This window comes from Streptomyces sp. PSU-S4-23 (genome assembly GCF_055632315.1).
This window is the reverse complement of the sequence record NZ_JBVMUU010000002.1, coordinates 2242959-2268953: the sequence shown is the minus strand read 5'-3', so window position 1 is coordinate 2268953 and position 25995 is coordinate 2242959. Positions and strand designations below refer to the sequence as shown.

General features: G+C 69.0%; 17 protein-coding genes. 5 read left to right on the top strand and 12 right to left on the bottom strand.

All coding sequences use genetic code 11. The features are described 5' to 3' along the window. Positions 1 to 153: 153 nt before the first annotated feature. The 3 genes from ACZ79I_RS11090 to ACZ79I_RS11080 are packed head-to-tail and all read right to left on the bottom strand — an operon-like array spanning position 154 to position 1024. Complete coding sequence (locus tag ACZ79I_RS11090; protein ID WP_471496532.1) at positions 154 to 327, bottom strand: hypothetical protein; 174 nt, start codon at positions 325 to 327, stop codon at positions 154 to 156. Further along, complete coding sequence (locus ACZ79I_RS11085) at positions 324 to 773, bottom strand: DUF7848 domain-containing protein (protein WP_471496530.1); 450 nt, start codon at positions 771 to 773, stop codon at positions 324 to 326. Before ACZ79I_RS11085 ends, ACZ79I_RS11090 begins: the two co-directional genes overlap by 4 nt. After that, a complete protein-coding gene (locus ACZ79I_RS11080; RefSeq protein ID WP_471496528.1) occupies positions 770 to 1024 on the bottom strand; it encodes a hypothetical protein in 255 nt (84 codons plus the stop codon). The genes ACZ79I_RS11085 and ACZ79I_RS11080 overlap by 4 nt, the downstream gene beginning before the upstream one ends. A 137-nt stretch (positions 1025 to 1161) precedes the next feature. Here ACZ79I_RS11080 and ACZ79I_RS11075 point away from each other — a divergent pair, with 137 nt between their 5' ends. Both ACZ79I_RS11075 and ACZ79I_RS11070 read left to right on the top strand, forming a co-directional pair. Further along, the gene (locus ACZ79I_RS11075) at positions 1162 to 2010 is read left to right on the top strand and encodes a helix-turn-helix domain-containing protein (protein WP_471496526.1); all 849 of its coding nucleotides are present in this window, start codon (positions 1162 to 1164) and stop codon (positions 2008 to 2010) included. Beyond that, positions 1985 to 2197, top strand: coding sequence for a DUF397 domain-containing protein (locus ACZ79I_RS11070; protein ID WP_471496524.1), 213 nt, complete (start codon positions 1985 to 1987; stop codon positions 2195 to 2197). The genes ACZ79I_RS11075 and ACZ79I_RS11070 overlap by 26 nt, the downstream gene beginning before the upstream one ends. Positions 2198 to 2300: 103 nt before the next feature. Here the strand turns inward: ACZ79I_RS11070 and ACZ79I_RS11065 are convergent, their stop codons facing one another. The 8 genes from ACZ79I_RS11065 to ACZ79I_RS11030 all read right to left on the bottom strand — a co-directional run bounded on the left by ACZ79I_RS11065 (position 2301) and on the right by ACZ79I_RS11030 (position 23003). After that, the gene (locus tag ACZ79I_RS11065; RefSeq protein WP_471496522.1) at positions 2301 to 3950 is read right to left on the bottom strand and encodes a hypothetical protein; all 1650 of its coding nucleotides are present in this window, start codon (positions 3948 to 3950) and stop codon (positions 2301 to 2303) included. Positions 3951 to 4018: 68 nt separating this feature from the next. Further along, positions 4019 to 4360: a hypothetical protein gene (locus ACZ79I_RS11060; protein WP_471496520.1), complete on the bottom strand. Its 342-nt coding sequence runs from the start codon at positions 4358 to 4360 to the stop codon at positions 4019 to 4021. A 241-nt stretch (positions 4361 to 4601) separates the two neighbouring features. After that, a complete protein-coding gene (locus ACZ79I_RS11055) occupies positions 4602 to 8687 on the bottom strand; it encodes an Eco57I restriction-modification methylase domain-containing protein (protein ID WP_471496518.1) in 4086 nt (1361 codons plus the stop codon). Then, a complete protein-coding gene (locus tag ACZ79I_RS11050; RefSeq protein WP_471496516.1) occupies positions 8687 to 11713 on the bottom strand; it encodes a helicase-related protein in 3027 nt (1008 codons plus the stop codon). The genes ACZ79I_RS11055 and ACZ79I_RS11050 overlap by 1 nt, the downstream gene beginning before the upstream one ends. A gap of 59 nt (positions 11714 to 11772) precedes the next feature. Beyond that, complete coding sequence (locus ACZ79I_RS11045; protein WP_471496514.1) at positions 11773 to 18150, bottom strand: protein kinase domain-containing protein; 6378 nt, start codon at positions 18148 to 18150, stop codon at positions 11773 to 11775. 652 nt (positions 18151 to 18802) lie between these two features. Further along, positions 18803 to 19882, bottom strand: a complete 1080-nt coding sequence (locus tag ACZ79I_RS11040; RefSeq protein WP_471496512.1) for a hypothetical protein — start codon at positions 19880 to 19882, stop codon at positions 18803 to 18805. Between the two features lie 126 nt (positions 19883 to 20008). Beyond that, the gene (locus ACZ79I_RS11035; protein ID WP_471496511.1) at positions 20009 to 21307 is read right to left on the bottom strand and encodes a hypothetical protein; all 1299 of its coding nucleotides are present in this window, start codon (positions 21305 to 21307) and stop codon (positions 20009 to 20011) included. Positions 21308 to 21731: 424 nt separating this feature from the next. Continuing rightward, positions 21732 to 23003, bottom strand: coding sequence for an AlbA family DNA-binding domain-containing protein (locus ACZ79I_RS11030; protein ID WP_471496509.1), 1272 nt, complete (start codon positions 23001 to 23003; stop codon positions 21732 to 21734). Between the two features lie 358 nt (positions 23004 to 23361). Between ACZ79I_RS11030 and ACZ79I_RS11025 the strand changes: the two genes are divergently transcribed. Then, positions 23362 to 23625: a hypothetical protein gene (locus ACZ79I_RS11025; protein WP_471496507.1), complete on the top strand. Its 264-nt coding sequence runs from the start codon at positions 23362 to 23364 to the stop codon at positions 23623 to 23625. A gap of 91 nt (positions 23626 to 23716) precedes the next feature. Here ACZ79I_RS11025 and ACZ79I_RS11020 read toward each other — a convergent pair whose 3' ends face one another. Next, entirely contained in the window at positions 23717 to 24055 is a 339-nt protein-coding gene (locus ACZ79I_RS11020) for a hypothetical protein (RefSeq protein WP_471496506.1), read from the bottom strand. Between the two features lie 200 nt (positions 24056 to 24255). Here ACZ79I_RS11020 and ACZ79I_RS11015 point away from each other — a divergent pair, with 200 nt between their 5' ends. Beyond that, positions 24256 to 24534, top strand: coding sequence for a helix-turn-helix transcriptional regulator (locus ACZ79I_RS11015; RefSeq protein ID WP_471496504.1), 279 nt, complete (start codon positions 24256 to 24258; stop codon positions 24532 to 24534). Between the two features lie 127 nt (positions 24535 to 24661). Then, a complete protein-coding gene (locus ACZ79I_RS11010) occupies positions 24662 to 25924 on the top strand; it encodes a tyrosine-type recombinase/integrase (protein ID WP_471496502.1) in 1263 nt (420 codons plus the stop codon). Positions 25925 to 25995: the final 71 nt, after the last annotated feature.

Here is a 25995-nt window from a genome sequence, read left to right as displayed (position 1 = left end):
GGATCTCGGTTGGTTGGTCCCATCCCCGCCCCCTACGAATGTCCGGGAGCGCGCGACCCCGTTACGCAGGAGCCTGGGCGCGCACCATGAGCGTGCCCAGGTCGCCCGGTTCCGGAGCGCGATGGCCCGGGAGTGCTCAAGACGCCCGGCGGGTCATCCGCGGTGCTCCCGTCGCTGGTGCAGGCGCATCAACACGTTGGCGTCCGTCATCTTGCTGTGGTCGAACTCGCCGCGCGCGGCCTCACGTTGCCCGGCGAGTTCGGTGCACGTCGCGCAGCCCGCGACGGGAACGGGCGGACGGCCGGTGTCGTAGCTCGGCTCGGTCACGGCTTCCGCCCGGCGCGGTCGTTCGCCGCCTTCACCCCGGCGCTCAGCCGTTCCGCCTGCGTGGCGGGCCGGATCCGCCCCGGGTCGGCCTCCCACTCGCGGCCCCCGCCGACGGGGCGCAGCAGCGCGTACGGCCCTTCCTTGGCCTGGTACTCCCCGACCCTGCGCGTCTCCGGGTCGTAGACGAGTGCCCCACGCTCCGGGGGCCATTCCTCCGCCCGCCGCATCACCGCGTAGTCGCCGAAGTTCCGGCGGTAGCGCTGGTGCCCGGTCTCCTGCGTGTGCTTGCGCTGCCACTCCTCGACCGGCCCCGGGCCGCTGTGCGTGCCGGACTCCGCGCCGCACTCCGATTCGTCGCCGGACACGCAGCTCGCCTCGTACTCCGGCTCTGCCGTCTGGTCCTGCTCGATCGTGAACGGGACGTAGCGGAACACGCTCCGGGTCACGCCCTCGCCCCCTGTCGGCGCGTGCACCCGCCGGGCTGGAGAGCGGCGGCGAGCGCGCGGGCCGTCTCCACGTTGCAGCGCCCCAGGTCGATCAGCGTGAGCGGGGCAGGCCCGACGCAGGACGCGATGTCGAGCCCCAGGGAGGGCAGTTGCACCCCCGCGGCCCTGAGCGCCTCGCGCAGCTCGTCGCGTGCCCGCTCGGCGTCTCTGACCTTCTCCGTGGCCGTCCGCCGCCTGCCTGTTGTCGCCATGCCCACTACTCCGTACGCCGATGTCACTCGTCTGTTTGCTCTGCGTGACTACTTACTCACACGATGGCCTCGGGGTGCGTACGCTCAACAGGGCTGGAGCCATTCCAACGCAAGCGGAATGCCGGGGAGTTGAACAGATGAGCGAAGGGGCCGACCAGGCACGGGAGCCCGCGAACGGTGCCGCGTACTTCGGGGATGAGACGAAGGCGCTACGGGAGACGCTGGGGCTCTCGCAGGGCGCGTTCGCCGACAAGCTGCACTATCAGCAGGCGCAGGTCAGTAAGGTCGAGAACGGCGTCGTGCTCGCGTCCGAAGCCTTCGCGGAGGCCATGGACCGTGTGGCCGGTACGCCGGGGGTGTACGCCCGGCTCCGGGCCAAGCTGAGCAAGCAGGGGCATCCTGAGTGGTTCATCCCCTACGTCGAGCTTGAGAAGAAGGCGGCGAAGATCGAGGACTACTCGAACGCGTTCGTCATGGGGGTGCTCCAGACTGCGGAGTACGCCGAAGCTGTCTTCCGAGCAGCACACCCACGCGAGACGGACGCGCAGATCAAGCACCGGGTTGAACTGCGGTTGCGCCGACGCGAGATCCTTGAGCTTGATACACCGCCCCTTCTATGGGTGATCCTTTACGAATCGGTCCTGCGGGCGGTGGTTGGCAGCCCTGCCGTCATGGCCGGACAGCTTGAGCACCTGCTGAGGGCGGCCGCGAGCCCTCACGTGTCCCTGCAAGTCCTGCAGTTCACAGCGGGTGCCCCCGCGTCGGGGCTCCCGTTTATCCTGCTTACGCAAGCCGACGGGACAACGGTCCTGTACTCGGAGACGACAGGGCAGGGGCACGTAAACGACTCCACGACGGCCGTGCGTGACTGGACGGCCACGTATGAGCGGCTACGCGCTTCGGCCGAGTCAGAGGCCCGGTCACTGCGCCTTATCCACTCGATCATGAAGGAACACGCGAATGAGCAGCATGCCGGACCCGCGTGACATGCGTTGGGTCAGCAGCACGTACAGCGATGGTCAAGGCGGCAACTGCGTCCAGTGGGCCCCCGACCACGCGCGCGCGACGGATGAGTTCCTGGTACGTGACAGTAAGGATCCGAACGGCCCGCACCTGGCCTTGACCCGTGAGGGGTTCGTCGGTCTCGTGGAGTTCGCCAAGTACCACGGGTGACCCACACTCCCACCGACCTTGAGTGACGAGTGCGCCGCCCGCCACCGCCGGTTCGACCGGAGGGCAGGCGGCGTACTCGCGTCCGCGCACGGCAGGCGCGCGCTCAGGTGAGGGTGTTGCGCAGGTGTGGGCCGAGGTAGCCGACGTACACCTTTCCTGAGCGGGGGCAGTCGTCGTAGAAGTGGAGGCGCGGGGCGATCGTGTTGCCCCCGCCGATCTTCAAGTGGGCCTGCATGAAGACCCGACCGTCGGGGTCCACTGCCTTCGGCACCGGGAGCATGCGCTCAACGCGCAGTTTGGGATTGCGGGCGACGGTGTCCGACTCGCGCATGGCCACCTTGGCCGCCGGGAAGGGGAAGTCGCTGGAGGCGTCGGACTTGCACCAACTCAGGAAATCGCCGGACGCCGCGCCGTCGGCGGAGGAACGGGCGAAGTGATCCAGGGCCAGTAGACCGTCCCAGGCGACGTACAGCCAGTTGTCCACCGACTGGCTGTCGAGGGCTCGTGTGGTCTTGCGGTTCCCGGTGAACGAGATGCCGGGCAGTTCGTGGAGGCGGTCCAGCAGCTCGGAGAAGGTCGTCGGGTAGGCGATGTCCGCTGCGACGGCCGGCGTGTGGGAGGCGGCGAACTGCCCCGCTTCCTGTAGCTGTTCACGCAGAAAACGTATGAGCCGCTGGGACTCCTGGACCTTGTCGTACAGTTCCTCGTTCTCGCCGCGCAGTTCGTCGCTGGCCTGATCCGCCGTCGCAAGTTCCGCGTACAGGTCGTTGATCTCGTTGACCCGGATGGCCTCCGCGCGCTCCGCCTCGTCCAACAGGGCGGTCAGGGCCGCATTGTCGGAGCGGAGCTGAACGACGTCCGTGCCGTCTGAGGGCGAGCGGGGGCGAGTGCGCTGGCGCGGAATGCCGAGCAGAGCGGCGGGCAGCGGCTGTCGGGAGGACAGCCGCTGGGGAAGCGCAGCGAGTATGGAGGCGGCGCGGCGGGGGTCGGCCTCGATCGTACGGCGCGACATCACGGGGTGACGTTGTGCGTCGGGTTTCCAGGCAGGGTCGATACCCGGCAGGTAGGTGCGGACGCCGCCTCCGAACACAGGGTGGTACTCCAGCGCGGCGTTGAACTTGACCTGTGCTTCCGGCGTGAGCACGTACAGGACGGCCAGTCCGTGCAGATAGTGGAAGAGTGGTTCGACGACCGATCGCGACCAGTCGTCGGGATCCTTCCCGTACGGCACCGTGGCGATGACGACGGGCATCCGCCGGTTGCTGTCGCACAGTTCCTCGAGGGCGTCGTCGACGTCGTCGGCCTCGATGAAGACGGGCGCCGCGGCGACATCGGCGTCCGCGTCACGTGCCTCCACTGCGTCCAGGAGGGAACGGACGATGTTCGGTGTGTTAGCGCGTCTGGGGACGTCGCCTTCGCGGGCCGGCTGGTGCTCGATGTCGAGCTGCACCCACGTACGACGGCCCCCGTCCTCCTCAAGGCCGGAGCGCACGATCAGCGTCGACTGCCAGGTGCCCGAGGACGTGGAGGGTGTTTCGCGCATGCGCCACCGGCTGTACGCGCCCTTCCGGCCGGATACCGAATCACGGTCGAGGGTGGCGTGAGGGGCGATCTCGGTCCGCCCCTCGTCCAGCCCGGACGGGTCGTACCCCTTGTCGCGGATCCAGTCGATCAGCTGTCGCTCTGCGATGCCGCACGCCTTGACGTAGTTGAGTTCGGTCGAGACCACCATGCGGTAGCCGCGTGGTTCCATGGGCGCTCCTCGCTGGGTAGTGGGGCGGGGCGGCTTCTGAGTTCGGGACGAGCGGCCTTACCGCTGTCTCACGCCTTGTCGGTCGGCTCGTAGCCGAGGGCCGCACGGTTGATGAGGCGGTCACCGAGGTCGCGAACAGGCGTGGGCTTCGGCTGTGGCTTCTGCGCCGTGCCGTTCGCCGTGGACTTCTTCGCGACAGAATTCTTCCCGCCTGCACGGGCGGCTGGTGTCCGCTTCGTCTTCTTGCCCTTCATCGCGGCGGGCGTGCCGCGCGCCGCGTACTTCTTGCGGAGCTGCGAGAGTTGCTCGCGTTCCTGGACGGTCAGCTCGGCGGGCAGCGCGTTGACGAGAGCCCGGGCCCGGCTGAGGGCGTAACGCGCCGAATGCCAGCGCTTCTTGTCGATCGCCATACGCGCTTCCAAGACGGACTGCCGCAGGGCCTTGAGCTTCGCTGGCTGTCGGCGGGGCATGGGGGCCTCGGCTCCACTGCTGCGCCGCTGAGCGGCGGCACGCGTACCCCAGTCCTTACCCGAGGTCAGGACGACGGCCGAACGCGGATTGCTTGTCTGGCTTCGACGTACCACGTGGCGTTGGTTCCTTGCGGGAGCGGTGGGCCCATGGGCGGCCGGAGACACGGCCGCCCAGGAGTGGTCAGCCGTGGCGGGGGCCCTGGCCGGGGGGTGGGGTGAGGGTAGAGAGGTAGGTGCCGGATTCGCTCTCGGTGAGTGGGGTCTCCAGGGTCAGGCCGGCGGCGGCCATGCGGTCGTACTCGGCGAGGATCAGGTTCTTGGTGCGGTACTCGCCGTGGGCCTTCATGTCGTTGTCGCGGGTGACGTTGAAGGTGTCCAGGATGTACGCCGTGTCGTCGCGGGTGATGCCGTAGAGGTGGAAGAAGAGGGCGTCCAGTTCGGCGCGGATGATGGCGCGACGGTCGGGGTCCCAGCGGAAGGGTGTGCCGGTGTCGCCGAGGTCGCGGGCGAACGGGGTCATGTCGTGGGCCGTGTAGGTGAGTTCGATGACGCGGGGGGTGATGAATGAAGAGTGCGGACTGGCTTGGGCAGGGGAAATGACCGGGAGTTGCTGAGTAGTAAAGAACTTGAGGTGAGTTCCTCCGATCTTCTGGCGCGTGGCGAAATCAAGAACGAAGGAGGACAGGCAGGCTACAAGGGCAGCGATTGGATCCTGGCGAGGCAGCATGAGGAGCGTGCCGTCAGGTGCACCGAAGCGAGGGAACACGAAGTTGATCATTGTGCGCTCATTGCTCTTGTTGGTGATGTCTCGCCACCCCAGAAGCCAGTCCCGATCCCAGCCCTTCCTCATCAGGAGGGTCTGCACACCAGGGATCTTGACCTCCTCGCCGTTCTTGAAGTCGCCTGTGGGGGTGTCGGCCTCCGGCACCCAGTAGCGAGGCATCGGTACGGCAGATGCGTCCTGGTGCTGTTCTACGGTGAAGCGGGGAAGGGTGCCCTTGTTGAGTTGCTTCTCTGTGGCGTTCTCATACGTGGCAAAGCGGTGGTCGTAGTGGTGGAGCATCTTCCCCTCGTACAGCGGGAACATGTGCGCTCCAGCCTTGATGAAGGTGTTGCCTTCTAGGTTCCAGCCATCGGCGATGAGGTCTTCGTGGGTGCGGAACTTGTCCGAGTCCGTGTTGGTCATGAACATGATCTGGAACTTCGCGTCCCATGGATTGCCGTCCGTAGAGCCTTCTACGAATAGCACCGGGACGCGTTGGTAGATACCCAGTGTGATCTCCATGTCGCGGCGGGAGCCGAAGACGGGGCAGGTTCCGGTGTTCGGGTTCATGGCGAGGATGTCCTCGGCCGCCAGTAGGTAGCTCCGATCGGCGATCTGCTCAGGCTGTCGAACCTTGAACACCATGCGGATCGGCTCGTGAAGGTCGCCTGAGCCGCGCAGAGTGAACAGGCAGAACCGAAGCTGGTTGTGGACTTCAGGAAAGACCTTATCCTCGTTCTCGAAGTCGTAGAGGGCGTCGAGTTGCCCCTTGGTGACCAGGTCCTTGAAGAAGTGCTGGTTGAAAGAGTCCGTGGCGATACCCGAGGGCACAATCTGACCGCTGCGCCCTTGAGCGGCCATGGCGGTGCGAGCGTGTTCCGCGAACAGTGAGTACGTATTGAGTCGCCCAAAGGCTGTCAGCGGGAATCGCCCAGAGGTGTGCGCGAAATGCTTGAACCCGTCGTTCTTGCGCTGTTCCTCCTTGAAGCTTGCGTACAACTCGGGGTCCTCTGTGGCCAGCAGGTTGATCTTCTTGTTGCGGGCCGTCATGTTCGCTGCTTCAGCGATGTCCACTCGCTTTGCAGCGAAGAACTCGCGTGCGTCTACCTGAACTTGATCCCACGGAGGGTTGCCCACCACGGCGTCGAAGCCGCCTGCCCAGCCCGTCTGTTGCTGAACCCCAACCCCCGACTCCGGGACGGAGAAAACCTCCGGAAACTCCAAGTGCCAATGAAAGAAGCTGTATTGATCCCGAAGCCCCAGAATCTCCTCGTGCGTGCGGTCTGGCACCACAGACTGGTCACGACCACGCAGCGCCCGAAACACCTGATCCGTCGGCGCCTCCGGCGCACCCTCATGCTTGGGCCACACAAATGCGGCGCACCACGCATCGGCGGCGTGCAGGTCGTGCACATACGCGGTCGACTCCACGTAGACCCGGTAGGCAGACTCCTGCGCCCGTACCTGCTTCAGGGAGTTGGCAGGTGCAGCAGTGATCCGGGCCAGCTCAGCGGCGTACCGCTCATTGCCCGGCAACGCATCCGTGTCGAACAGCAGCTCGTCCTGCCCACCCCGCTGGGCCTTGTTCCGCTTGACCAGCCCGGCCGCGTACTTCCGATCGTCCCCCTCGATCGGCTTGAAGGCGTCGTCCGGAACACCGTCCGCCAGCAGCTTCGGCGTCGCCCCGATCAAGCCGTTCCCGTGCTTGACATGGGCGTCCAGGAACCCGAGCGGCTTGCCCGGCTCCATGGCCTCGATCCACAGCGAGACCTTGGCCAGCTCCACGGCCATCGGGTTGAGGTCGACCCCGTAAATGCAACGCGCGACGACCTCATGCAACGCATGCCGCATCGCATCGACCGTCGGCTCGGGGTTGCGCTCCCGCACCGACGCCACCCGTTTGGCGATACGCCGGGCCGAAGCAACAAGGAAGTGCCCCGAGCCGCAAGCCGGGTCACACACCGTCAGTGACAGCAGCTCCTCGATGATGTCATCCGCCGGATCGGGATGCCCGGCCTCAGCGGCCCGCTGCTCGCCACGCTTGACCGCATCGTCTATCACCGGGTCGAGCGTCGTATCCAACAGGCACTCGATCAGCGACGACGGGGTGTAGTAACTCCCCGTCGTCTTACGGCTGTTCCCCGCCACCTCGATCAACTCGAAGCTACGATCCGTCGCCGAGTGCTTCGGCTCCAGCTCCAGCAGGGACTCGTACACCGAGCCCAGTTCCTCGGCGTCCAGGTGCCGGTAGTCGACCGCACGCCAGCGCCGGGCACCCGGGTCGCGGACCTGGGCGAGGTGGCGGACGGCGGCGAGCAGCGACTCGTTGGACAGCTTCAGGCCGTCGAGCGGCGTGTCAGCCTCCGTGTGAGAAAACAGGCCACCGAGACCGGGCAGCCCGAGCTCGGGGCGGCCGCCCTCGGCGCCGAGGGCGGCCAAAACGATCCGCAGTGCCTCGTACTGGTCGCCGTGGGCCGTGCCCTGCCGACGGCGGGCCCGCTCACGCAACCGGGCCGAGGAGAAGTACCGCTCGTACGCCTCCCGCTGCCGCTCACCGGCCTTCGGGTCGAGCAGAGCCTCGCGATCCTCGGCGACGAAGACGAACAACAGGCGGTACACCAGGCGCAGCAAAGCGTCCCGCAGCGCCTTCGGGTCGGTGTTCTCGCGCAGGCGGACATTGTCGGGGTGCCGCAGAAACCCGGTGCCCAGCACCGTCAGCGCGTTCTGCACCCCCAGCCGCAGCTGATCCAGAGCCCGAGCCCCCGAAGTGACGGCCTCCGCACGCCACTTCTCCAGCCAGCACCCCGAGGCCGCCGCCCCCTCCGGCACCTCGAAGCGGGACGCGTGCAGCACGCAGTACAGCAGTACGAACTCGCTGAACAGTTCGCCGTCGAAGATGGCTTCTAGGTCGAACTCGACGTAGGCGGCCGTGGCGAAGGACGACGAGTCGCGGAGCAGGCGCAGGCGGCGGCCGTTGGTGAGGACCGCCCACAGGTGGGCCTCGGTGCGGTTGAGGCAGTCCTGGAGCATCGATTGCGCGGGGACCTGCCCAGCCGCAGGGCGCTTGTCCAGTTCCTGGTTCCAGGGGATGAGGTGGACCAGGGCCGGGCCGTGGCGGTGGGAGACCGGGAACCGCTTCTCCGGGTCGGAGTCGGCCGCGATGCCCGCCGCGCCGACCTCCGTCAGCGCGCCGAAGTCCAGCTTGCGGAAGAGCTGGGCGAGCCAGTCGGTGCCGGCGCGGCCGGTCGGGTCGGCGGCGGGCGCGCCGGTCACCGGGTCGGCGGGCAGGGCGGTGCGCAGGTCGCGCCAGAGGGGCTTGAGGTACTCCCAGGCGCGCTCGGCCTCGTCGCGCACGGGTACCGAGGCGGGCAGGCCGTAGTCGGCGGGCTTGGTGCCCGGCAGGTTCCGCGCCTCGGCGATGCGCAGCAGCATGTCGGCGGGGAGCAGGGCGCCGACCGTGGTGACGGCGGTGAAGGCCAGGGGGGTGCGGGTGGCGGCGGACATCAGGCTTCGGCTCCGGACACGGTAGAGGCGGACGCGGCGGGAGGGGCAGATGGGGCGGATGAGGCCGACGCGGTGGGGGAGGCGGCCCCGGCCGGTTGCTGCGGCGGCATGTACACGTACACGCCCAGGACATCCGCCGGCTCCTGCGGGACGACCTTCAGGCCGCGGACGATCTCCTCGTTGGCCTTGCGGACCCGGCGGTGCGAGGCGTCGAGTTCGGCGGCCAGGCGGGTGCCGTACTCGGTGAGGTGCCCCGCGAGATCCCGCAGGCCGTCCAGGTCGCGGGTGATCTGGTTGCGGGCGCGCTGCTCGTGGGTGTTGGCGGTGGCGCGGGCCGCGAGGAGGGCGGTGGCCGCGTCGTCGTCCAGCCAGCGGGCGCGCGAGGGCAGGCCCTCGTAGGCGAGCAGGCGGGCGTCCTCGGCGACCAGCTGCCGTTCACCGGTGCGGGAGGGGAGGGTGAGGTGGAAGCGGTAGCGGACCAGGAGGAGCGTGGTGCGGGTGGTGACCGCGTCCGTCGTCACCACACCGCAGCGGCGGGCCGGGCGGGGGCCCAGAGCGTTCACGTCCAGCGCCGAGTCCAGGACGTACGAGGCGACGGCGCCGATCGCCGGGTCGGTGCGGACCAGGGCGGCCTCGCCGCGCGCGATCGCCGGGGTGGTGCGGAACGGGATCTCGCGGTCCTCCTCCACCAGCCGGTTGCCGAGGGTCGCGGCGAGCGCGTCGCGCAGGCCGGCCGGGGTGCCGCCGACCTGGGCGGTGAAGTCGCCGGTGCCGTCGCGCCCCTGAAAAGATGCCGTGCGGACCAGGGCGTCCAGGTCGCGCAGCGCCTCCAGGGCGAACTCGCGGACCTCGTCGGCGCCGCCGAGCGCGGCCCGTACGGCGGCGACCTCGCGGGCCACCTCCTCCGGGTGGATGGCGCGCTGGGCGTACTTGGAGCGGGAGGTCTTCTCCCGCTCGGCGGCCGAGTTCCACTCGCGCTCGACGCGGTCGAAGGACTCCTGGTGGCCGTCCATCTCGAACAGGCTCTCCTGGCTGCCCTGCCGTCCGTGCAGCAGCAGCCACTCCACCACGGCGTCGGTGACGCCGGAGGCGGTCTCGTCGGGGACGGAGACGGAGATGCCGAGGTCCTTCTTGATCTGCCGGTGCTTCTTGAACAGCACCTCCAGGACCTTGCCGTCGATGCCGTTGTCCTCGCCGTACATGGTGATGACGCGGACCTGGTCGCGCTTCTGGCCGTAGCGGTCGACGCGGCCCTCGCGCTGGTCGTGGCGGGTCGGGTTCCAGGCCAGGTCGTAGTGGACGACGGCGTCGAAGTGGTGCTGGAGGTTGACGCCCTCGGAGAGGCAGTCGGTGGCGATCAGCACGCGGCGGACGGCCGGGTCGTCGCCGGTCTCGGCGGCCTCGGCGGCGAGCTGCTCGATGCGCTCCAGGCGCTGCTGCGGGGAGAGGGTGCCGGTCACGGCGGCGATCTTCGTCTTCTTGCCGAGCTTGCCGTCGAGCTGCTCGGCGAGGTACTGGGCGGTGGGGATGTAGCGGCAGAAGACGATCGGGTGGTAGCCCTCCGCGATCAGGTTCTTCAGATGCCGGGTGAGCGCCTTCAGCTTCGCGTCCTCGGCCGGGCCGACCAACCGCGCGGCTCGCTCGGCGAGTTCGAGCAGCCGGGCGCCCGCCTCCTCCGACTCGGCGGCGCCCGGTGCGACGTCCATGCCCTCCAGCCGGTCGTTGTCGGCGGAGTCGGCGGCCACCGGGGCGCCCAGCGCGTCCGCCTCGTGCGCGGTGCGGGCGGCGGCGGACTCGGAGCGGGTCTTCAGGGTCTGCGCGGCGGCGGCCGGCGAGGACACCATCGAGCGCAGCAGCGCGATCACCGACCACCAGGCGATACGGGCCTCCCGCTTGCCCTGCTCGCCGGCCGCCTCGACGCGGTCCCGGGCGTAGGCGATGGCGTCGTCGAGCAGTGCTCGGTAGGCGGGGGTCAGCCGGTACGGCTCGTCCTTCGTCCAGCGGTCGGCGGGGAAGGCGGTCCGCTCGGCCAGGGAGTCGTCGGCGAGGCCGTCCTCCTTGGTGAGGTAGTCGCGGACGTCGGCGCGCTTGCGGGCCACGAAGTGCTCGGCGAGCTTCGCCCGCCCCGCCGGGGACTCCAGGTCCAGCGTCGCCAGTTCGGGCCGTACCAGGCCGAGCAGGTTGCGGAACGCGGACTCCTTGCCGGAGTGCGGGGTCGCGGTCAGCAGCAGCAGGTGACGGTCGGCGTCGGCGGAGACCCTCCGCAGCAGCTCGTAGCGGAGCTGGTTGGAGGCGGACGACGCGCCGCCCTGCGCGGCGTCGTCGGCGGCCACGCAGGTGTGGGCCTCGTCGACGATCACCAGGTCGGGGCAGTGCCGTACGAAGTCCTCACGGTGACGGGTCGACTTGATGAAGTCCGTCGAGATGATCGTGAACGGGTGCTTGTCGAACAGGGACTGGCCCAGCTCCAGGCCGCGCTCCAGACGCGACACCGTGGAGGCCAGGATCAGTTCGGCGTCGATGCCGAACTTCTCCCGCAGCTCGGCCTGCCACTGCTCGGCCAGCGCGGGGGAGCACAGCACGGCCAGCCGGGTCGCCTCGCCCTGTGCGAGCAGCTCCTTGGCGATCAGACCCGCCTCGACCGTCTTGCCGATGCCGACGTCGTCCGAGACCAGCAGCCGCACGGTGCGCTGCCGCAGCGCCATCAGCAGCGGGACCAGCTGGTAGGCGCGGGGTTCCACGGCGATCGACGCCAGCGAGCGGAACGGGCCCGCGCCCGACCGGAACCCGATGCGCAGCGCTGTGCGCAGCAGGCCGGCGGCGCGCTGGTCGCCCAGGTCGGCCGGGCTCGGCGCCGCGAACTCGGCGGCACGCACGTCCTCGAACGCGGGGAACACGGCCGCGATGTCGTCCTCGCTCCCGCCCAGCGGGCGCAGCACCAGCATGTCGGCGGCGCTCTCGGGCAGCACCACCCATTCCCGGCCACGGGCGGCGACCAGCGAGCCGGCTGTGTACGTGAGGCTCATGAGATGTCTCAGTTCCTAGAGATGGAGAGGTCGAGAGAGGTCGAGAGGGGGCGAGGCGGTCAACGGAGGTGGAAGTACCCGGCGTTGTGGTCGGCGATGGCGTCCCAGTCCGCGTCCGTCGGGAAGCGCACGACGTCCCAGCCGGCCTCCTCCAGGCGGTAGCCGGCCTCGATGTCGCGGGTGGAGTCGGCCGGGTGGCCGGGGACGTCGACGAACACGGCGAGGAAGTCGGCATCGCCCAGACGGAAGACGAGGTCGGGGCACGCCCCAGCCCCGTCGACGAAGGCGTTGACCTCGTCCGGCAGCCGGTAGCCCTTCGCCCTCAGCCAGCCGAGCAGGTCGCCCTGGGCGACGAGGGCCGCCAGATCCGCCTCCACCGGGGTCGGCGCGGACGCGGGGGCGTTCGAGGACGCGGCGGCCTTCTCCGGCGCGGCTTCCGTGCTGTCGACCGCAGGAGTGAGCCGGCGGAACCGTTCGCTGCGGGACTCGCCGCGGTCCTCCCGCTCGGTACGGGCATCGGCCAGCCGCACCAGCAGCGGGCGGGCGGAGTGCCGGCTCAACCTGCGGTGGTGCGTCTGGTTGGCGTACGTCAGCAGGCAGGCGTAGCAGCCGCGGGCGCACTTCTCGTCGTCCGTCGGCCCGCCCTCGTCCTCACCGGTGTCCGGGTCGAAGTGGCAGATCTCCAGGGCGGTCCGGGCGGCCCTGGCGAGGGCGTCCTTGTCGTGTTGGATCCGACGCAGCACACCGGCGCCGCCCTCGGCGGCCTCCGTGAACAGCATGTGGCGGCGCGGGCCGTCGTCCGGGGGCAGCAGCTCCGCAGTCAGCTCGGAGTCCTCCAGTTCGAACGCCGCCTCGATGCCCCGCTCCAGCGCGTACAGGAACGACAAGGCCACCGGCTCGGGCTGCGGCTCGTCCAGGGTGACCACGAGGATGTTGCGGCGGTCCTCCACGTAGGGCAGCACCCGCTTCTTGCGGCGCTTCTCATTGCCGTCCTCGTCGACCACCGGCATGCCGGTGCCCTCGATGGCGTCCGCGGCGGCCCGGTCGTTGAGCCAGCGGCCGTCGCCCAGGTCCAGCCAGTAGCCGTCCGGCTCGCCCTCCTTGTCGCGGACACGGCCGAGGTTGGTGATGCGCACGGTCGCCGAGTCGCCGTAGTCCAGGTCGAGAACGGGTGCCCCGCTGGCGTCGGTGACATGCGAGGTGAGACGGCCCTTGCGGGCGCCGTGGTCCTGGAACGCGTACGAGGTCTCCAGACGGAAACCGGCGCGGCGGCGCTCCTCCTCATCGGAGGAGATCCGCTCGCGCGGCGTGGTGTACACGGTGTGCAGGTGGAGCAGGCCGGTGCGCTTGCCCCTCAGCGACTCACCGCACATCGCGCAGATGTCGGAGCCGACCTTGACGTCGTAGTGGTAGCCGCAGCCGTCGCACCGCCTGGCCTCCGCCGTCGCCAGGTCGCCGGAGGCGTCCGGCGGCAGCTGCACGCGGGTGACCTGGTAGCGGGCGCCCTCGTGGTAGATGAGCGCGCCGGGGCCGAACTCGCGGATCGCGAGGAATCGGGGACGCTGCAGATAATCCCCGTCGGCGTTGCGGCGGTTGCCGGAGCGGGGGATGTACGCGGCCAGCGGCAGCCGCGGGAAGCTGTAGCCGGGCAGGAACCCCTCGGACGCCAGATAGCGGTACGGATTGAAGTCGCTCATCACCGACTTGTTGTCGGCGGAGCGGTTCAGCAGCAGGTTTGTCTGGGTCTCGGCCTCCCGGCGCCGGGTGCGCGCCCGGCTCTGCTCGCCCGGGGAGAGGGTGTGGTCGACGACGCGCTTGTTCTGCTCGTACTGGTCGATGACGGCTGCCCGGAACAGCTGGCGCCACCGCTCGAAGGATTCGTTGAACTTTTCCGGGGCCCGCTCGATCCGGTCCTCGATCCACTCGTCGTACCACCAGGTCGTCGACTCGAAGTCCGTGATCAGCGGGGCGAGGACGGTGCGGGCGGCCTCGGCCGCGCGTCTGCGGGCGCCCTCGTCGAGGGAGAGGTCGCGGATGTGGGGGAGGAGCGGCAGCGGCATCTGCGGGTCGGGACGGTCGCCGCCGTCGGGGTCGTAGGCGACGTCGACGACGTCCGGGATCGCGGTGCCGAGCTTCATGTCGGTCTCCGCCAGCCAGATGCCCTGCAGGTGGGAGCGGACCAGGTCCTCGTTGGCCAGGTCCAGGCGCGGCGGGGCCACCTGCCCGAAGACCATGTCCTGGGAGCGGCGGAAGTAGTACTGGTCGTGGCTGTTGCCCGTCGCGCAGTACGTGGTCACCAGCGCGGGCTGGCCCGAGCGGCCCGCCCGGCCCGAACGCTGCGCGTAGTTCGCCGGGGTCGGCGGCACGTTGCGCATCATCACGGCGTTGAGCGAGGAGATGTCCACGCCCAGCTCCATCGTCGGCGAGCAGTACAGCAGGGGCAGTTCCGCGTCACGGAACTGTCTCTCGCGCTCCAGCCGGTCCTCCGGGGTGACCTGCGCGGTGTGCTCCCGCGCGTACAGACCGGCCAGCTCGGCGGCCGCGGTGCGGTACAGGTCGCGGAAGAACGGGTTGACGCGCGGGCCCTCGCCGCTGCTGTAGGTGCGCGCCAGCGGGTCCACCGCGCCCCGCTCACCGTTCCCGGCCCGCCAGACCAGCGCGGCGGCCGACACCCGGTAACCGGTGCGCTTCTGCGCCGCACGGCGGCGGTAGGCAGGGCCGGACTGCTCGGGGGTTGCGTCCACCTCACGCACCAGCTCCGCGTCCCGCAGCACCTTCAGCAGGTCCTCGATGACGGTCTGGACGTCGTCCAGGGGGAGGTCGCGCAGGTCGGGCATGTTCCGCCGCAGGTACTTGCCGAACTTGCCGCGGGCCGACAGGAACTGCGCGGAGCGCTCCATACCCGGCCGTGAGCCGTACGGGTAGGCGGTGCCGATGGTGGGCCGGTCGCTCTCGCTCAGCACCCACGGCCCGCTGAGGCGCTCCTCGCTCGCCCGTTGCAGGGTGTCGAAGTCGTCGCGGAAGTACTGCACGTCGATGGCGAGGGCGCGCCGCATGAAGTCGAGCAGCGTACGGGCGATCTCCTCACGCAGCGCCGGGTCGGCGTCGCGCAGCACGGCGTGGGCGGACTGCCAGCGCTCAGGCTTGGCAGCAATCCAGTCGAGATCCTCGTAGTCGATCCGCAGCAGCCCCGTCTGCTCCAGGTTCGGCATCGTGATGCGCCAACCGCGCTCCAGGTCGCGGTAGAGGCGGTATCCGACGACGTCCCGGAACGCCTTCACGGCCCGGCGCTCCATGGAGGGGGGCAGGTCCGTGCCGGCCGCGTACTCGTGGGGCGCGAGGCCCATCACCTCGGTGACAGCCTCGGCGAGGTCGTCGTGACGCAGCCCCTCCTCGCCCGCCCGCACCGCGGCCTGGTACAGGGCACCGCGCAACTGGGTCACCTGGGCGAAGTCGTTGAAGTGCCCGGCCTGCAGCGAGGCGTCCTGCCGGTTGTCGACGAAGGTGAGGAGCTTGCGCGCCTCCTTGCCCAGGCTCTCCTCCGGCACCGCCCGAAGGGACTTCACGATCGACGCGGAGATCAGCGAGGTGGCCGAGGAACGCCCCTCCTGGTCCAGGGTGGCCAGCTTGGCGAAGTCCCGGCCGCGGGTCTGCTCGTAGGAGACCTGGCAGTGCACGCAGAACAGGAACGGCGCCGGGACGAACGCCGCCACCAGTCCCTCGCCCGACTCGTTGCCGTGGGCGTCCACGACGACGCGCTTGGGCAGCCGGGGCCGGTAGGACTTCTTGACGACCATCACGCCCTGCGCGTCCGGCTCGAGCCACGACTCCGGCAACCGCCGGTCGTCCACGGCCTTCTGCGGATCGGCCGGCCACTCGTAGTCCTGCCCGGGCATGCCCAGGTACAGGTAGCCCTCGCCCTCGCGGCCCCCGGAGGCGGAGGTGTCCCGACGCGGCTCGTACCGGAACGCGCCGCTCTCCTCGGTGCGCCACACGGTCAGGTACTCCTGGCCGCACTCACGGCAGAACGCCAGCGGGAACAGCGGTTTGCCGTCGCTGTCCGGCTGCTCCAGCTGGTAGGTGCGGGTGAGCGGCCGGGTGAGCGGATCCTCCAGCGTCGTGTAGACGGTGTCGCCCTTGGAGAGGAACTGGTGCAGCCGGAACGCGAACAGCGGTCGCTCCGTCACCGGGTGCTTGGCCTGCGCACCCGCCTCCAGGGTCGTCCGGATCGCCTCGCACACGCTCTCCTCGGCCACCCCGGACTGTTCGGCGAGCTCGGCCGCCGCCTCCTCGACGGTGCCCGGGGCGCAGCGGCGCAGCCGCCCCGTACCCTCCTCGTGCTCCAGACCGAACCGGGATTCCACCCAGCGGGCCAGCGTGTCCTTCGTCAGCGCGTCGTACGAGCGGGGCGCCGCCGGTACCCGCAGGCGCTCAGCGGGCACGGTCGCGGGGGCCTCCTCGGTCGCCCGGACCAGGGTCTCGCCGATGACCCGCTTCGGCAGCACCGTCGTACCGAACAGCCGGCCGGCGACCCTGGCCACCTCGCGCTGCTGGTCCTCCCAGGAGCCCTCGGTGGACATGGTCGCCGAGGTGCCGATGCACTGCAGGGTCGCCGAGGCCCGGCAGGCCTCACGGACCCGGCGGATAAGGAACGCCACGTCCGCTCCCTGTCGGCCCCGGTAGGTGTGCAGCTCGTCGAAGACGAGGAACTGCAGTCCCTCGGCCATGCGGATCAGGCTGGACCGGTCGTCCGGCCGGGTCAGCATCAGCTCCAGCATCACGTAGTTGGTCAGCAGGATGTCCGGAGGGTTCCTGCGCAGCTCGCGGCGTTCCTCGGTGGATTCCTGGCCGGTGTAGCGGGCGAAGGTGACCGGCTCGCGGCCCTTCCCGAAACCGTGGCGCAGGTACTTCTCCAGCTCCCCGAGCTGTGAGTTGGCCAGCGCGTTCATCGGGTAGACGACGATCGCGCGCACCCGTCCCCCCGCGTCCGGTCCCGCCGCCTGACGCTCCTTCAGTACGCGGTCCACGATCGGGACGATGTACGACAGCGACTTGCCGGAACCGGTGCCGGTGGTGAGCACATAGGAGTCGCCCGCCTGCGCGGCGTCGATCGCCTGCCGCTGGTGGAGGTGGAAGGTCAGCGGCCGACCGTCCGGGCGCTGCGAGGTCTCCTTCTTGCCGGCCTGGAAGATCTCCGCGCACCTGGGGTGCAGCACTCCGTCCCGCACGAGGTCGGTGACCTGGCCGCCGTCGGCGAAGAACGGGTTCAGCGACAGCCAGGGGTCGGGCCACTGCGACTTCGCCGCCAGGTCGTCCTCGACGAAGCCGGCGATCCGGGCGTCTCTGATCACCGTCGCACTCTTGGTGAAGCTCTCGTACTCGCCGATCAGGTCGGCGTGGATGCCGAAGACGTCCATCGCCTCGGGCAGGCGCGGCTCCCTGCGCGGCACGGGTGCGGGCGCGGCGGGGGCGGGCTCGGGGAGCAGGGCGCGCAGCCGCGCCACCGGGTCCATCACCTGCCAGTGCGGAGCCAGCAGCGCGGCTGTGTCGTCCGGCGCGAGCGCGAGCGGGATCAGTACCTCACGGACCAGGGCGGCGTTGTCGGGCCGCAGCTCGGCGTCCTTCTCCAGCAGGCGGTCCACCAGCCGGACCAGCCCGGCGGGCAGGTCGGGGCGCACCAGGGTCAGCCGCGGCGGCCGCTCGTGCTGGTGCTGCTCGGAGAGCTCGAAGGCGGTCCTGGCGGAGAACGGCGGCCGTCCGATCAGCAGCTCGTACAGGATGCAGCCGAGCGCGTAGAGGTCGGCCGAAGCGGAGACCTGTTCGGCGCGGAACTGCTCGGGTGCCATGTAGCGGGCCGTGCCTACGCTGACGCCCGTGCTGGTCAGTCGCGTCTGGTCGGGGTCGTCGACGACCGAACCCATGCCGAAGTCGAGGATCTTGACGGTGCCGTCGCCGGTCAGCATCACATTGGCCGGCTTCAGATCGCGGTGGACGACCCCGGCGGTGTGCGCGGCGGTGAGACCGGCGGCGATCTGGGCCCCGAGGGCGGCGACCCAGGAGACCGGGAGCTGAGGCTCCTCGTCTATCAGGTCCGCGAGTGGATGACCGTCCAGCAGCTCCATGGCCAGGTACGGCAGGCCGCTGCCGCCCGGCGCCTCGTCCACGCCGCCGCTGATCAGCAGGGTGAGGTTTGGGTGGCCCTGGGACAGCATGCGCATGATCCGCACTTCGCGGCGGAAGCGGTCGATGTCCTTGCCGGACCCCGACGTGTCAACTGCGACTCCGGTCCGGCCGCGCAACACGGTCTTGACCGCGACCTCCCGGTGCGGGGAGTCCGGGGCGGCCTGAAGGTCTTCGGCCCGGTGCACCTCGCCCATGTTCCCGCGCCCTACGATTCCCGTGATCCGGAACCGTCCGTCGACCATCCCCAGGCTCACGACCCCTCCCCGTTTCACCCGTCGCGTGCAAGGTGGGTACATCCTGCACGGAGCGTACACCTTCACGTGTTGACGAGATTCACACACTCGCGTTGACGCTGTCAACAGGCTGATGGGGAGTCTGATCTGGTAGCGCTGCCCCGGACGCGCGGCAACCGGTGATGTGCCCACTTCGTGGTCATGCCGACGGGAACAGCCAGTCGGGCCATGACTGCTCCGGGTCCTCAAGCGGGGCCCGAGGTGGATGGCTGATTTCAACGAGCGGGCGTGGACGGCCTGTCGCCGTATCCGTACCCTGCGTAGGCATTCTGGGCTCAGGCATGGCTGACTCCCTGCCGTGAACGACGACAACCATTATCCTGTCGGGGCCTGAACTCCCGAACGATCTCTGGATCGACGGCTCCGCGCTGGCCGACGAGGACCCATGGGCACCGCGCCACGTCACGGTTCCCATCGACGAAGAAGTGGATCTCGACTGGAAGCGCACGGACCCCGATGACTGGACTGTCGAAGCAGGCTGAGCCCACTGATGAGAAGTAACACCAAACGCTGGCCGACCTCGGTCTGGAGTGGGCAGCAGCGTAGCGAAACGCGGCGGGCCCGAAGGAAGATCTTCCCTTCGGGCCCGCCGCGTGATTCGTAAGCCGCGGTCTCAGGCGGGCGGCAGGCCTGGAAGCACCGTCCCTGTGTATGCGGCGAGCACGCTTCCCAGTGCACCGCTGACAACAGGCGAGTTTAGGATGCCGATGACCGAGGCTCCCCAGCGCTGGAGCCTTCCGGGGTCGGGAGATCCGTTGGCGGCCTCGGTTTCGATACGCGTGGCGAGCTGAGTGAACTCGATGGCGTCGTCCTCCGGCAGGTCCAGTACCGGTGCGGCCTGGCGCAGGGCACGGGCGAGCATGACCACTGCCGCGGGGTCGATCCCGTCCTTGTTGGTCGTGGCGTTCATGGTGAAGTCGCGGCTGTTCGCGGCGATGTTGCCGGTGTTCTCGCCGATGTGGAAGGTGATGTTGTCGCCGGAGCTCGGCTGGTTGATGTGGTCTTGCACGCTTCCTCCTGCCAGGGCGCAGCTGACGCCTTGGGGTGTGATGGCGACCGTGGCGGGGTCGGTGTCGATGGCTTCGATCAGGTTGTGCTCTGCCAGGTAGGAGAGCGCTTGGTGCAGTTCGGTGCCGGAGATCTCGGCTCCGGCGAAGTACGAGCCGGGCGTCGCGAGGAACAGGGCCGGGTTGATGGGTGTCTGGTCGCCTGCGGCGTCGTACAGCCACCGCAGGAAGGCGTCCATCGTGTGGCGAAGCCGGGCGGCGCGGTCCCTCTGAAGGTTCTTCAGATGGCGTACGGCGACGACTCCCTCGTCGGTGAGGTGGACGTCTGGGGTGCCCGCGAGGTTGCGGGCGATGTCCACCAGGCCGCGCTGCTCCAGCTGGAGGGCGAGGACGGTGGGATCCTCGTCCTCGAGCTGGAACTCCTCAACGAAGCGGGTGACGTCGACGTACTCCGCCGGGCGCTGTTGGGCATGGGCGTCCAGCCATATCAGCAGCCGGGCGAGGTACGCGCTGCTCTCGATCCCCTCGCCGGGAAGTGTGCTGCCGCTGGCGGTGGAGGCTTCGAACTGGACCGGCACACGAGAAGGGTTCTGCCGGGCAGCCCGCTGAAGGCTCTTGTTCATGCCCTTGACCAAGCCCTGGGCCCACTTGTCGAGATCGCGCTGATTGATTCCGTTGCGGGCCATGTTGCCCTCCTGTCTCAGGTGCCTCACAGCAAGCGTACGGAGCGGGTCTGACATTGGGCCGTCGGCCGGTACGGCTCCGGTTCCGGTGCGCGCTGGAGCGCTCTTCGCCGGGGCGAGGGCGACGCCCTACAGGTTCTGGATCCCTTGCTCTACCGCTTCGAGGGCAAGGCGTTGGACGTCAGGTGAGTGGGCGAGGCTGCGGATGGTGGACAAGACTCCGTCCGCGATGCGCCGTACCACGCCGCGGTCCGGTACGGGGGCCGCGGCAACCGTCTGGAGCTTGCTCACCTGGGTCAGAAGCTCCTGCTGTTCACCGGCGTCCGGGGTCAGGGCAGGGGTCAGCTGCTGGATGAGGCTGACCGCCGCCAGGATCTGTGCCGGATCAAAGGCGCCCTGCGTCACGGCGTTCTGGGTGAAGCTGGCGCTGTTGGCCGCGATGTTGCCGTTGTTCGTGGCGATGTGGAACGTCACGGTTCCGATGTCCTTCCGGCGGATGTACGCGCTGACGTCGCCGTTGTAGTTCTCCACGCAGTCCTCGCCGGCCGCGGTGACCTCGGCCAGGGACGGGCCGGCTCCCTGGTCGAGCGTGCCGGCGCCTTTGATCAGTCCGTGCTGTTCCAGATATGCGGATGCCCGGTCGATCTCGTCTTCAGTGAACCGCACTCCCTGGTCGGCAGAGAGGTCATCGTCCAAGAGCACGCCCAGAACCTTGGGCATCGGCCCGCCCGGCGCCTGTTCCTGTTTCTGGTGCCACAGCCACGTCAGCAGGGCCGTGCGGGACGCGCTGAGGTGCAGCACCGCATCAAACGGCGGCGCGGGGGCCGACTGCCCGGCGAAGAGTTCCCTGTCGGCCTCCTGGAGGACTCGGTGCACCTGCCTGCAGACCTCGCTCACATAGCCGAGCAGGTCGGTGGCGTGCTCGTAGCGTCTGACGTCCCGTGGGACGTCCATCGCCCAGGTACCGTCCTGCTGCTTGCTGTACGAAGTGGACAGGAGCGGCTCGCGGGAGAAGTACTCCGGGACCAGGTGGATGATGCGGGCACGCATGTGCGGGAACGCCCCCTGGAGGTCCTCGGAGGTGAGGGTGACCCGGGTGACCTCGTTCGGCGAACGCGGGGCGCTTCGCCACAGCATGATCATGTGATGGAGCACCCGCAGGAAGGGATCCCCCAGGTCGCTCCGTGCCTCTTCCAGCGCCCAAGCCGCGGCGACCGTCAGCGCGATCCGGGTGTCCTCCGCAAGGATGCGGGGGACCGCCGTGGTGAAGCCGTAGGAAAGTCCCAGCGATCCGGAAGCCCCGATACGCGGAAGCGAGTCGAGCACACCCCGCGGGTCCTCCATTCCGAAGGACTTGGCCCTGTGGTCCACCCAGTCCCACATAGGCCACTGGCCGTCTGGATCGGCCGCCTGCTGCGTGCCGATCATGGCAAGCAGCGCGCATTGCTGCCGATCGAGTTGTACTTCCGTCAGGTCGTGCACGGGCATGTTGGCGGTGGCCCCCGATGTGGAGATGTGGTGACGCTTATGGACGCTAGCGGACGAAATCGCGTCAGGGCATTCCAGCTTCGAACTGAAGGCCTCTCCGGCCTGGGCCAGTCCTTCCCCGGCCGCGGTGGTGGTGGCCTATGCCGTGGTTTCCGGGTCGGCAAGGTCCAGCATCTGCGTGGGGTGGGCGGTGCTGCCGGTGACGACGTGGACGCCGCCCGGCTGCACGCGGTCCTTGGGAGCGTGGCCGGCCATCGGGACGAGCATTTGCCAGGTGCCGGTAGGAACCCGCCCCAGGATGACCGTGGGTCCCGGGATGTCATGGCTGATCCCCCGGGCCCGTGGTGTCTCATGAAGCCGAAGCTCATCCTTCGTCGGTCAGGGCCTTCGCGAACAGCGCTTCGGAGTCCAGCGAGCGGAGCAGGGGGCCGAGGAGCCTGCGGGTCACCGTGCCTGGTGCTTCACGCAGTTCGGCCAAGGTCGCGCCGGTGCTCTCCTCGTAAGTGTCGGCGCTGTACCTGTGGTTGCTGGGGAAGTGCGACTGTCCGGCGTACCTGCGACGGCCGCGGAGTCGGCTGGCTCCGACCGCCACCGCCCAGTTCCCGTGGTAGCCCACGTCTTCGGAGACGAGGCGGATCAGCTCCAGCATGTGCCGGGTGAGGATGACGGCGCCGGCATCGAAGAGAACCTGCTCCGCGTCTTCTTCCGGCGCATACCGGTCGTGGAGGCCGTCGGAGAGACGGGTCATGAACAGCCGTAGTCCGCCGTCCTCGAAGAGTTGAACTTCGATCACGTGTTCATCGCCCCAGTTGCCCTCTGCGGCATAGGTGCGGTCGGACTTGAGACTTGAGGAGCTGAGAGCCACTCCCCTGGCGCGTCGGCGCCCTTGGTGGGCGTGGCTCAGGTCGGGGCTGAAGCCCTGGTCCGAGAGCGCCGCCCGGAGTTTCTGGCTTTCCTGGACGCGGGTGATCAGTGTGTGCAGGCGGAGGTTCCAGTCCTGGGCGCCGGTGATGGGCAGGCACATGTCCCGTCGTCCGGCTGTGGGCTGGGCCACCAGGAAGAGGTGGGACTGGGCGCCGACGTCGCGCAGCGGGTCTTCGTCCATCTCCTTGCGCAGCAGGGCGAGGGTGTCGGCTTCGGTGTTGCGTCGCCTTGTGTGCAGGGCGACGACCTCGGCGTCGCCCATCTGGTACTTCGTCTTGTCGCCGCGGCCGAAGTACCTGTTGTCGACCATGTGCGGTGCGACGGGGCTGGCCGGGATGTGGACGATGAGGTAGCCGGTTCCGTCGTCGGCCGCTGAGCTGATCTCCTCGGTGATGACGGTGAGGGGCGGGTCGGGGATGGTCCGTGCCACGGATTCGACCTTCTCCGGCAGTCCGTTCAGCGGCTGGGGGGCGAGTTCGAAGGTGCGGCTTTCCTTGTTCTCCTGCACCCCGATGATCAGGGTGCCGCCATCGACGGCGAACGAGGCCAGGTCCCGCGCGAGTTCCTTGTTGTCGCCCTTGCTGTTCGGGGCCTTCTTGAGGTCGAGGTGGTGGCTTTCCTCGAAGAGGCCGCCGTCGACGGCGGCCTGCAGGTCGGCCTCGGTCTTCGGTATCCACCGGGGGTTTTCGGAGGAGAGGTAGATCGATGTCACTGTGCGGTCCCGCTTCTCGTGATCCAAGGCCCAGCACGGGCCGTAGCCCAAGCGGCTGAGCGCCAAGAGTACGGAGGGGGTCTGACAATCGGCCGTCCGTTTCGGTGCGGCAGGGGTCAGCGCGTCTCGGTCTCCTGGTCGCTGGCCCACGCGGCGACTTCGGCGTCCGTCAGGTGCAGTACCCGCGTGGGGTGGACGGTGCCGTCCTGCACGACGTGGACGCGGCCCGGGTGCCTGCTGGGCTTCGGGCGTGCGAGACGTAGGGGCGGGACAGTTCGACTGCGCGCCCCGGAAAGAAGCAGAAGTCGACGGGGCGTGGCAGTACGTCGCCCCCGGCGACGTCCGGGCCGGAGACGCAGTGGAACTCACCCTGCGCAACAAGTACGGCAACATCGACCCCGTACAGACCGAGATGTCCGTCCTGGCCCGCGTCTACCTGCCCGACGGCACCTCACGCCTGGCACGCACCACCGTGCACTCCGACACTCCGGCCACCGTGGTCTGGCCCGGAGACTTCCCGGGAGCCGTCGCCGACTACCCACCAGGCACATATACCGTGGCCTGGTCCGTCGGAGACGGCTCACAGCGCTACATCGCTTGTACCGGGTTCGCCGCACAATGACCACCTGCTCCCCCAGCAGCAGCCGCGTCCTGGCGACCGCCGGCAGCACCGCCTACCCGCCACAACCGCGCTGATCACAGCCGCCCCGGGCTCACCCGTCGGGGCGGGTGAGCCCGAGGACGAGGGGAGCCTCCCCCAGCGTGCCCTCGGCGATCCCGAATTGATGGGTGGACAAGATCGTGCGCAGCGCCTGGTTCATGGCGGCCTGCTGGGCATCACGCAGCCCCACGGGCAGGTGGCGCGCGGCCGCCGGGTCCTGCTGCCACACCAGGCGCAGCGCGCGGCGGCCCTCCGGCACCAGGGCCACGCCCGTCTCCTCCCCGTCCGCGGCCGCCTCGATGCTGTACGGCGGCAGGCTGGCCAGCAGCGCAGCCTCGAGGGCTGCCCGTGCCAGTTGCTCCTGCGCCTCGGCGAGTGCCACGCCGTCCATCACGGCCCTGGGCGCGAAATGGCGTGCCTGCTGTAGACGACGGTCGGCCGCCCCCTAGCACGAGGTGACAGCCGCACCAAACCACTGATTCTCCGGATTCTGATGCTGCTCGCCAGCAGTGATCCGTGCGGCCTCGCTGCGCGGTGGGCGGGAGGACGGAACGACCGCTGCCTCGGCAGCGCTTACTTCGGAGACACGCGATGCGCAACCAGTCCATGCCCGCCGTTGAGGCTGCGTTCCTGAACGTTCAGAACGCTGCGCAATACATGGGTATCTCGGTGAACACCCTCTACGTCTGGCGCCACCGTCGGCAAGGGCCGCCCAGCTTCCGGATGGGGCCCGGCGGGAGGGTCATGTACCGCCGGGATCTCCTCGATGCGTGGCTCAACGAACAGCAGCAGGCGGACTCGCGGTCGAACCCGGCTCTCAATCCGCTGAGTAAAGCGCCGCAGCAGCGCGAACGACGCCGGGCTGTTTGACCTGGGAGAACGGTTCCGAGGAGTTCAGCAGCACTCGGAATTTCATGCGCACGGAGATCGTCTGTGTGTCTGATCGCGACGCAGGTCGTGCCGAGAGAACCATGACCAGGCCAAGGAGAAGACGCGCATGGCGGGCTACATCGAGGACCGATGGCTCAAGAAGCGGCCGAACAAGGAGACGGGCAAGCGCGAACGCACTGCGCTCTGGGGCAAGTGCACGCGCTACCGCGTCAAAGGGATACCGGGGGTCCGTGACCGGTCCTTCGATACGGTCGCGGACGCCAAGGCGTGGCTGGCCGAGGCACAGACCGACACACGTCGAGGGGATTTCGTCGACGCGCGGGACGGTGCGATCAGCCTTCGTGAGTACGTCGATAAGCACTGGTGGCCCTCCCAGGTGCACCCCGCCCAGACGCTGGAAAGCATGAGGCACAGGATCTGGGGGCAGGTGCTGCCGCAGCTTGGAGATCTGGCGCTCAGGGACATCGGCGTCGCGGAGCTGCGCAAGTGGTCGGCCGACGTACAGAGGGCGGTGGCGTCGAGTACCGCCTATGTCGCGTGGGTGTACCTCAAGGCGATCATGCAGGCCGCGGTTGAGGACAAGCGGCTCTACCGCAACCCGTGCAAGGGCAACAGCTCGATCAAGCCGCCGAAGAAGCCGGAGCGCAAGGCTCGCGCCTGGGAGCAGGACCGTGTCGACGCGGTACGGGAGGCACTGGCCGACCGCTACCAGATCGCGCTCGACCTCGGCGTCGGATGCGGACTTCGACAGGGTGAGACGTTCGGCTTCAGCCCAGGTGATATCCGTGGCGACTTCGTCCACGTGGAGCGGCAAATCCTCATGTACAAGTCACGGCTGTACTTCGGTCCGCCCAAAGGCGGTAAGGAACGCGATGTGCCGGTGCCGAAGACGCTCGCGAAGCGACTCCTCACTCACCAAGAACGCTTCGAACCAATCGACGTCACCCTGCCGTGGCTGGACCCCGAGGAGCCTGACCTCGCGCGCGAGGACCGGCGGAAGGTCACCGTCCCGTTGCTCGTGTACACCGGCCGGCGCGGCGCGATCAACCGCACCACCTGGAACACCAAGGCGTGGAAGCCCGCGCTCGCCGAAGTGGGAGTCATCCCGCCGCTGCCCAAGCGGCAGCCGGGTGAGAAGCCGTCGCGCGTCTGGGAGCCGAGCCGCGAGCACGGCTTCCACGTCTTGCGCCACACGTACGCCTCGGTGATGCTCGAAGCCGGTGAGTCGATAGTCTCGCTCGCGAAGTGGCTGGGGCACTCCGACCCGGCGTTCACGCTCCGGACGTACACGCACTTCATGCCGCAGGCCGGCGCGCGGGGACTGTCCGCCATCGAGGCCTGGTTCACGGACTCGGCCAAAAGTCCCTGAGAAGTCCCAGAGGGCTGAACCAGCCGCCGGATACCCGCAAACATGCAGGTCAGAGCGTGATCGCTCCCTGA

Excerpts from the sequence above, each read along its gene's own strand:
- ACZ79I_RS11020 (WP_471496506.1), bottom strand. The coding sequence starts at position 24,055 with ATGGACGGCGTGGCACTCGCCGAGGCGCAGGAGCAACTGGCACGGGCA.
- ACZ79I_RS11080 (WP_471496528.1), bottom strand. The coding sequence starts at position 1,024 with ATGGCGACAACAGGCAGGCGGCGGACGGCCACGGAGAAGGTCAGAGAC.
- ACZ79I_RS11040 (WP_471496512.1), bottom strand. The coding sequence starts at position 19,882 with ATGGCCCGCAACGGAATCAATCAGCGCGATCTCGACAAGTGGGCCCAG.
- ACZ79I_RS11055 (WP_471496518.1), bottom strand. The coding sequence starts at position 8,687 with ATGTCCGCCGCCACCCGCACCCCCCTGGCCTTCACCGCCGTCACCACG.
- ACZ79I_RS11075 (WP_471496526.1), top strand. The coding sequence starts at position 1,162 with ATGAGCGAAGGGGCCGACCAGGCACGGGAGCCCGCGAACGGTGCCGCG.
- ACZ79I_RS11070 (WP_471496524.1), top strand. The coding sequence starts at position 1,985 with ATGAGCAGCATGCCGGACCCGCGTGACATGCGTTGGGTCAGCAGCACG.
- ACZ79I_RS11050 (WP_471496516.1), bottom strand. The coding sequence starts at position 11,713 with ATGAGCCTCACGTACACAGCCGGCTCGCTGGTCGCCGCCCGTGGCCGG.
- ACZ79I_RS11035 (WP_471496511.1), bottom strand. The coding sequence starts at position 21,307 with ATGATCGGCACGCAGCAGGCGGCCGATCCAGACGGCCAGTGGCCTATG.
- ACZ79I_RS11065 (WP_471496522.1), bottom strand. The coding sequence starts at position 3,950 with ATGGAACCACGCGGCTACCGCATGGTGGTCTCGACCGAACTCAACTAC.
- ACZ79I_RS11010 (WP_471496502.1), top strand. The coding sequence starts at position 24,662 with ATGGCGGGCTACATCGAGGACCGATGGCTCAAGAAGCGGCCGAACAAG.
- ACZ79I_RS11015 (WP_471496504.1), top strand. The coding sequence starts at position 24,256 with ATGCGCAACCAGTCCATGCCCGCCGTTGAGGCTGCGTTCCTGAACGTT.
- ACZ79I_RS11060 (WP_471496520.1), bottom strand. The coding sequence starts at position 4,360 with ATGGCGATCGACAAGAAGCGCTGGCATTCGGCGCGTTACGCCCTCAGC.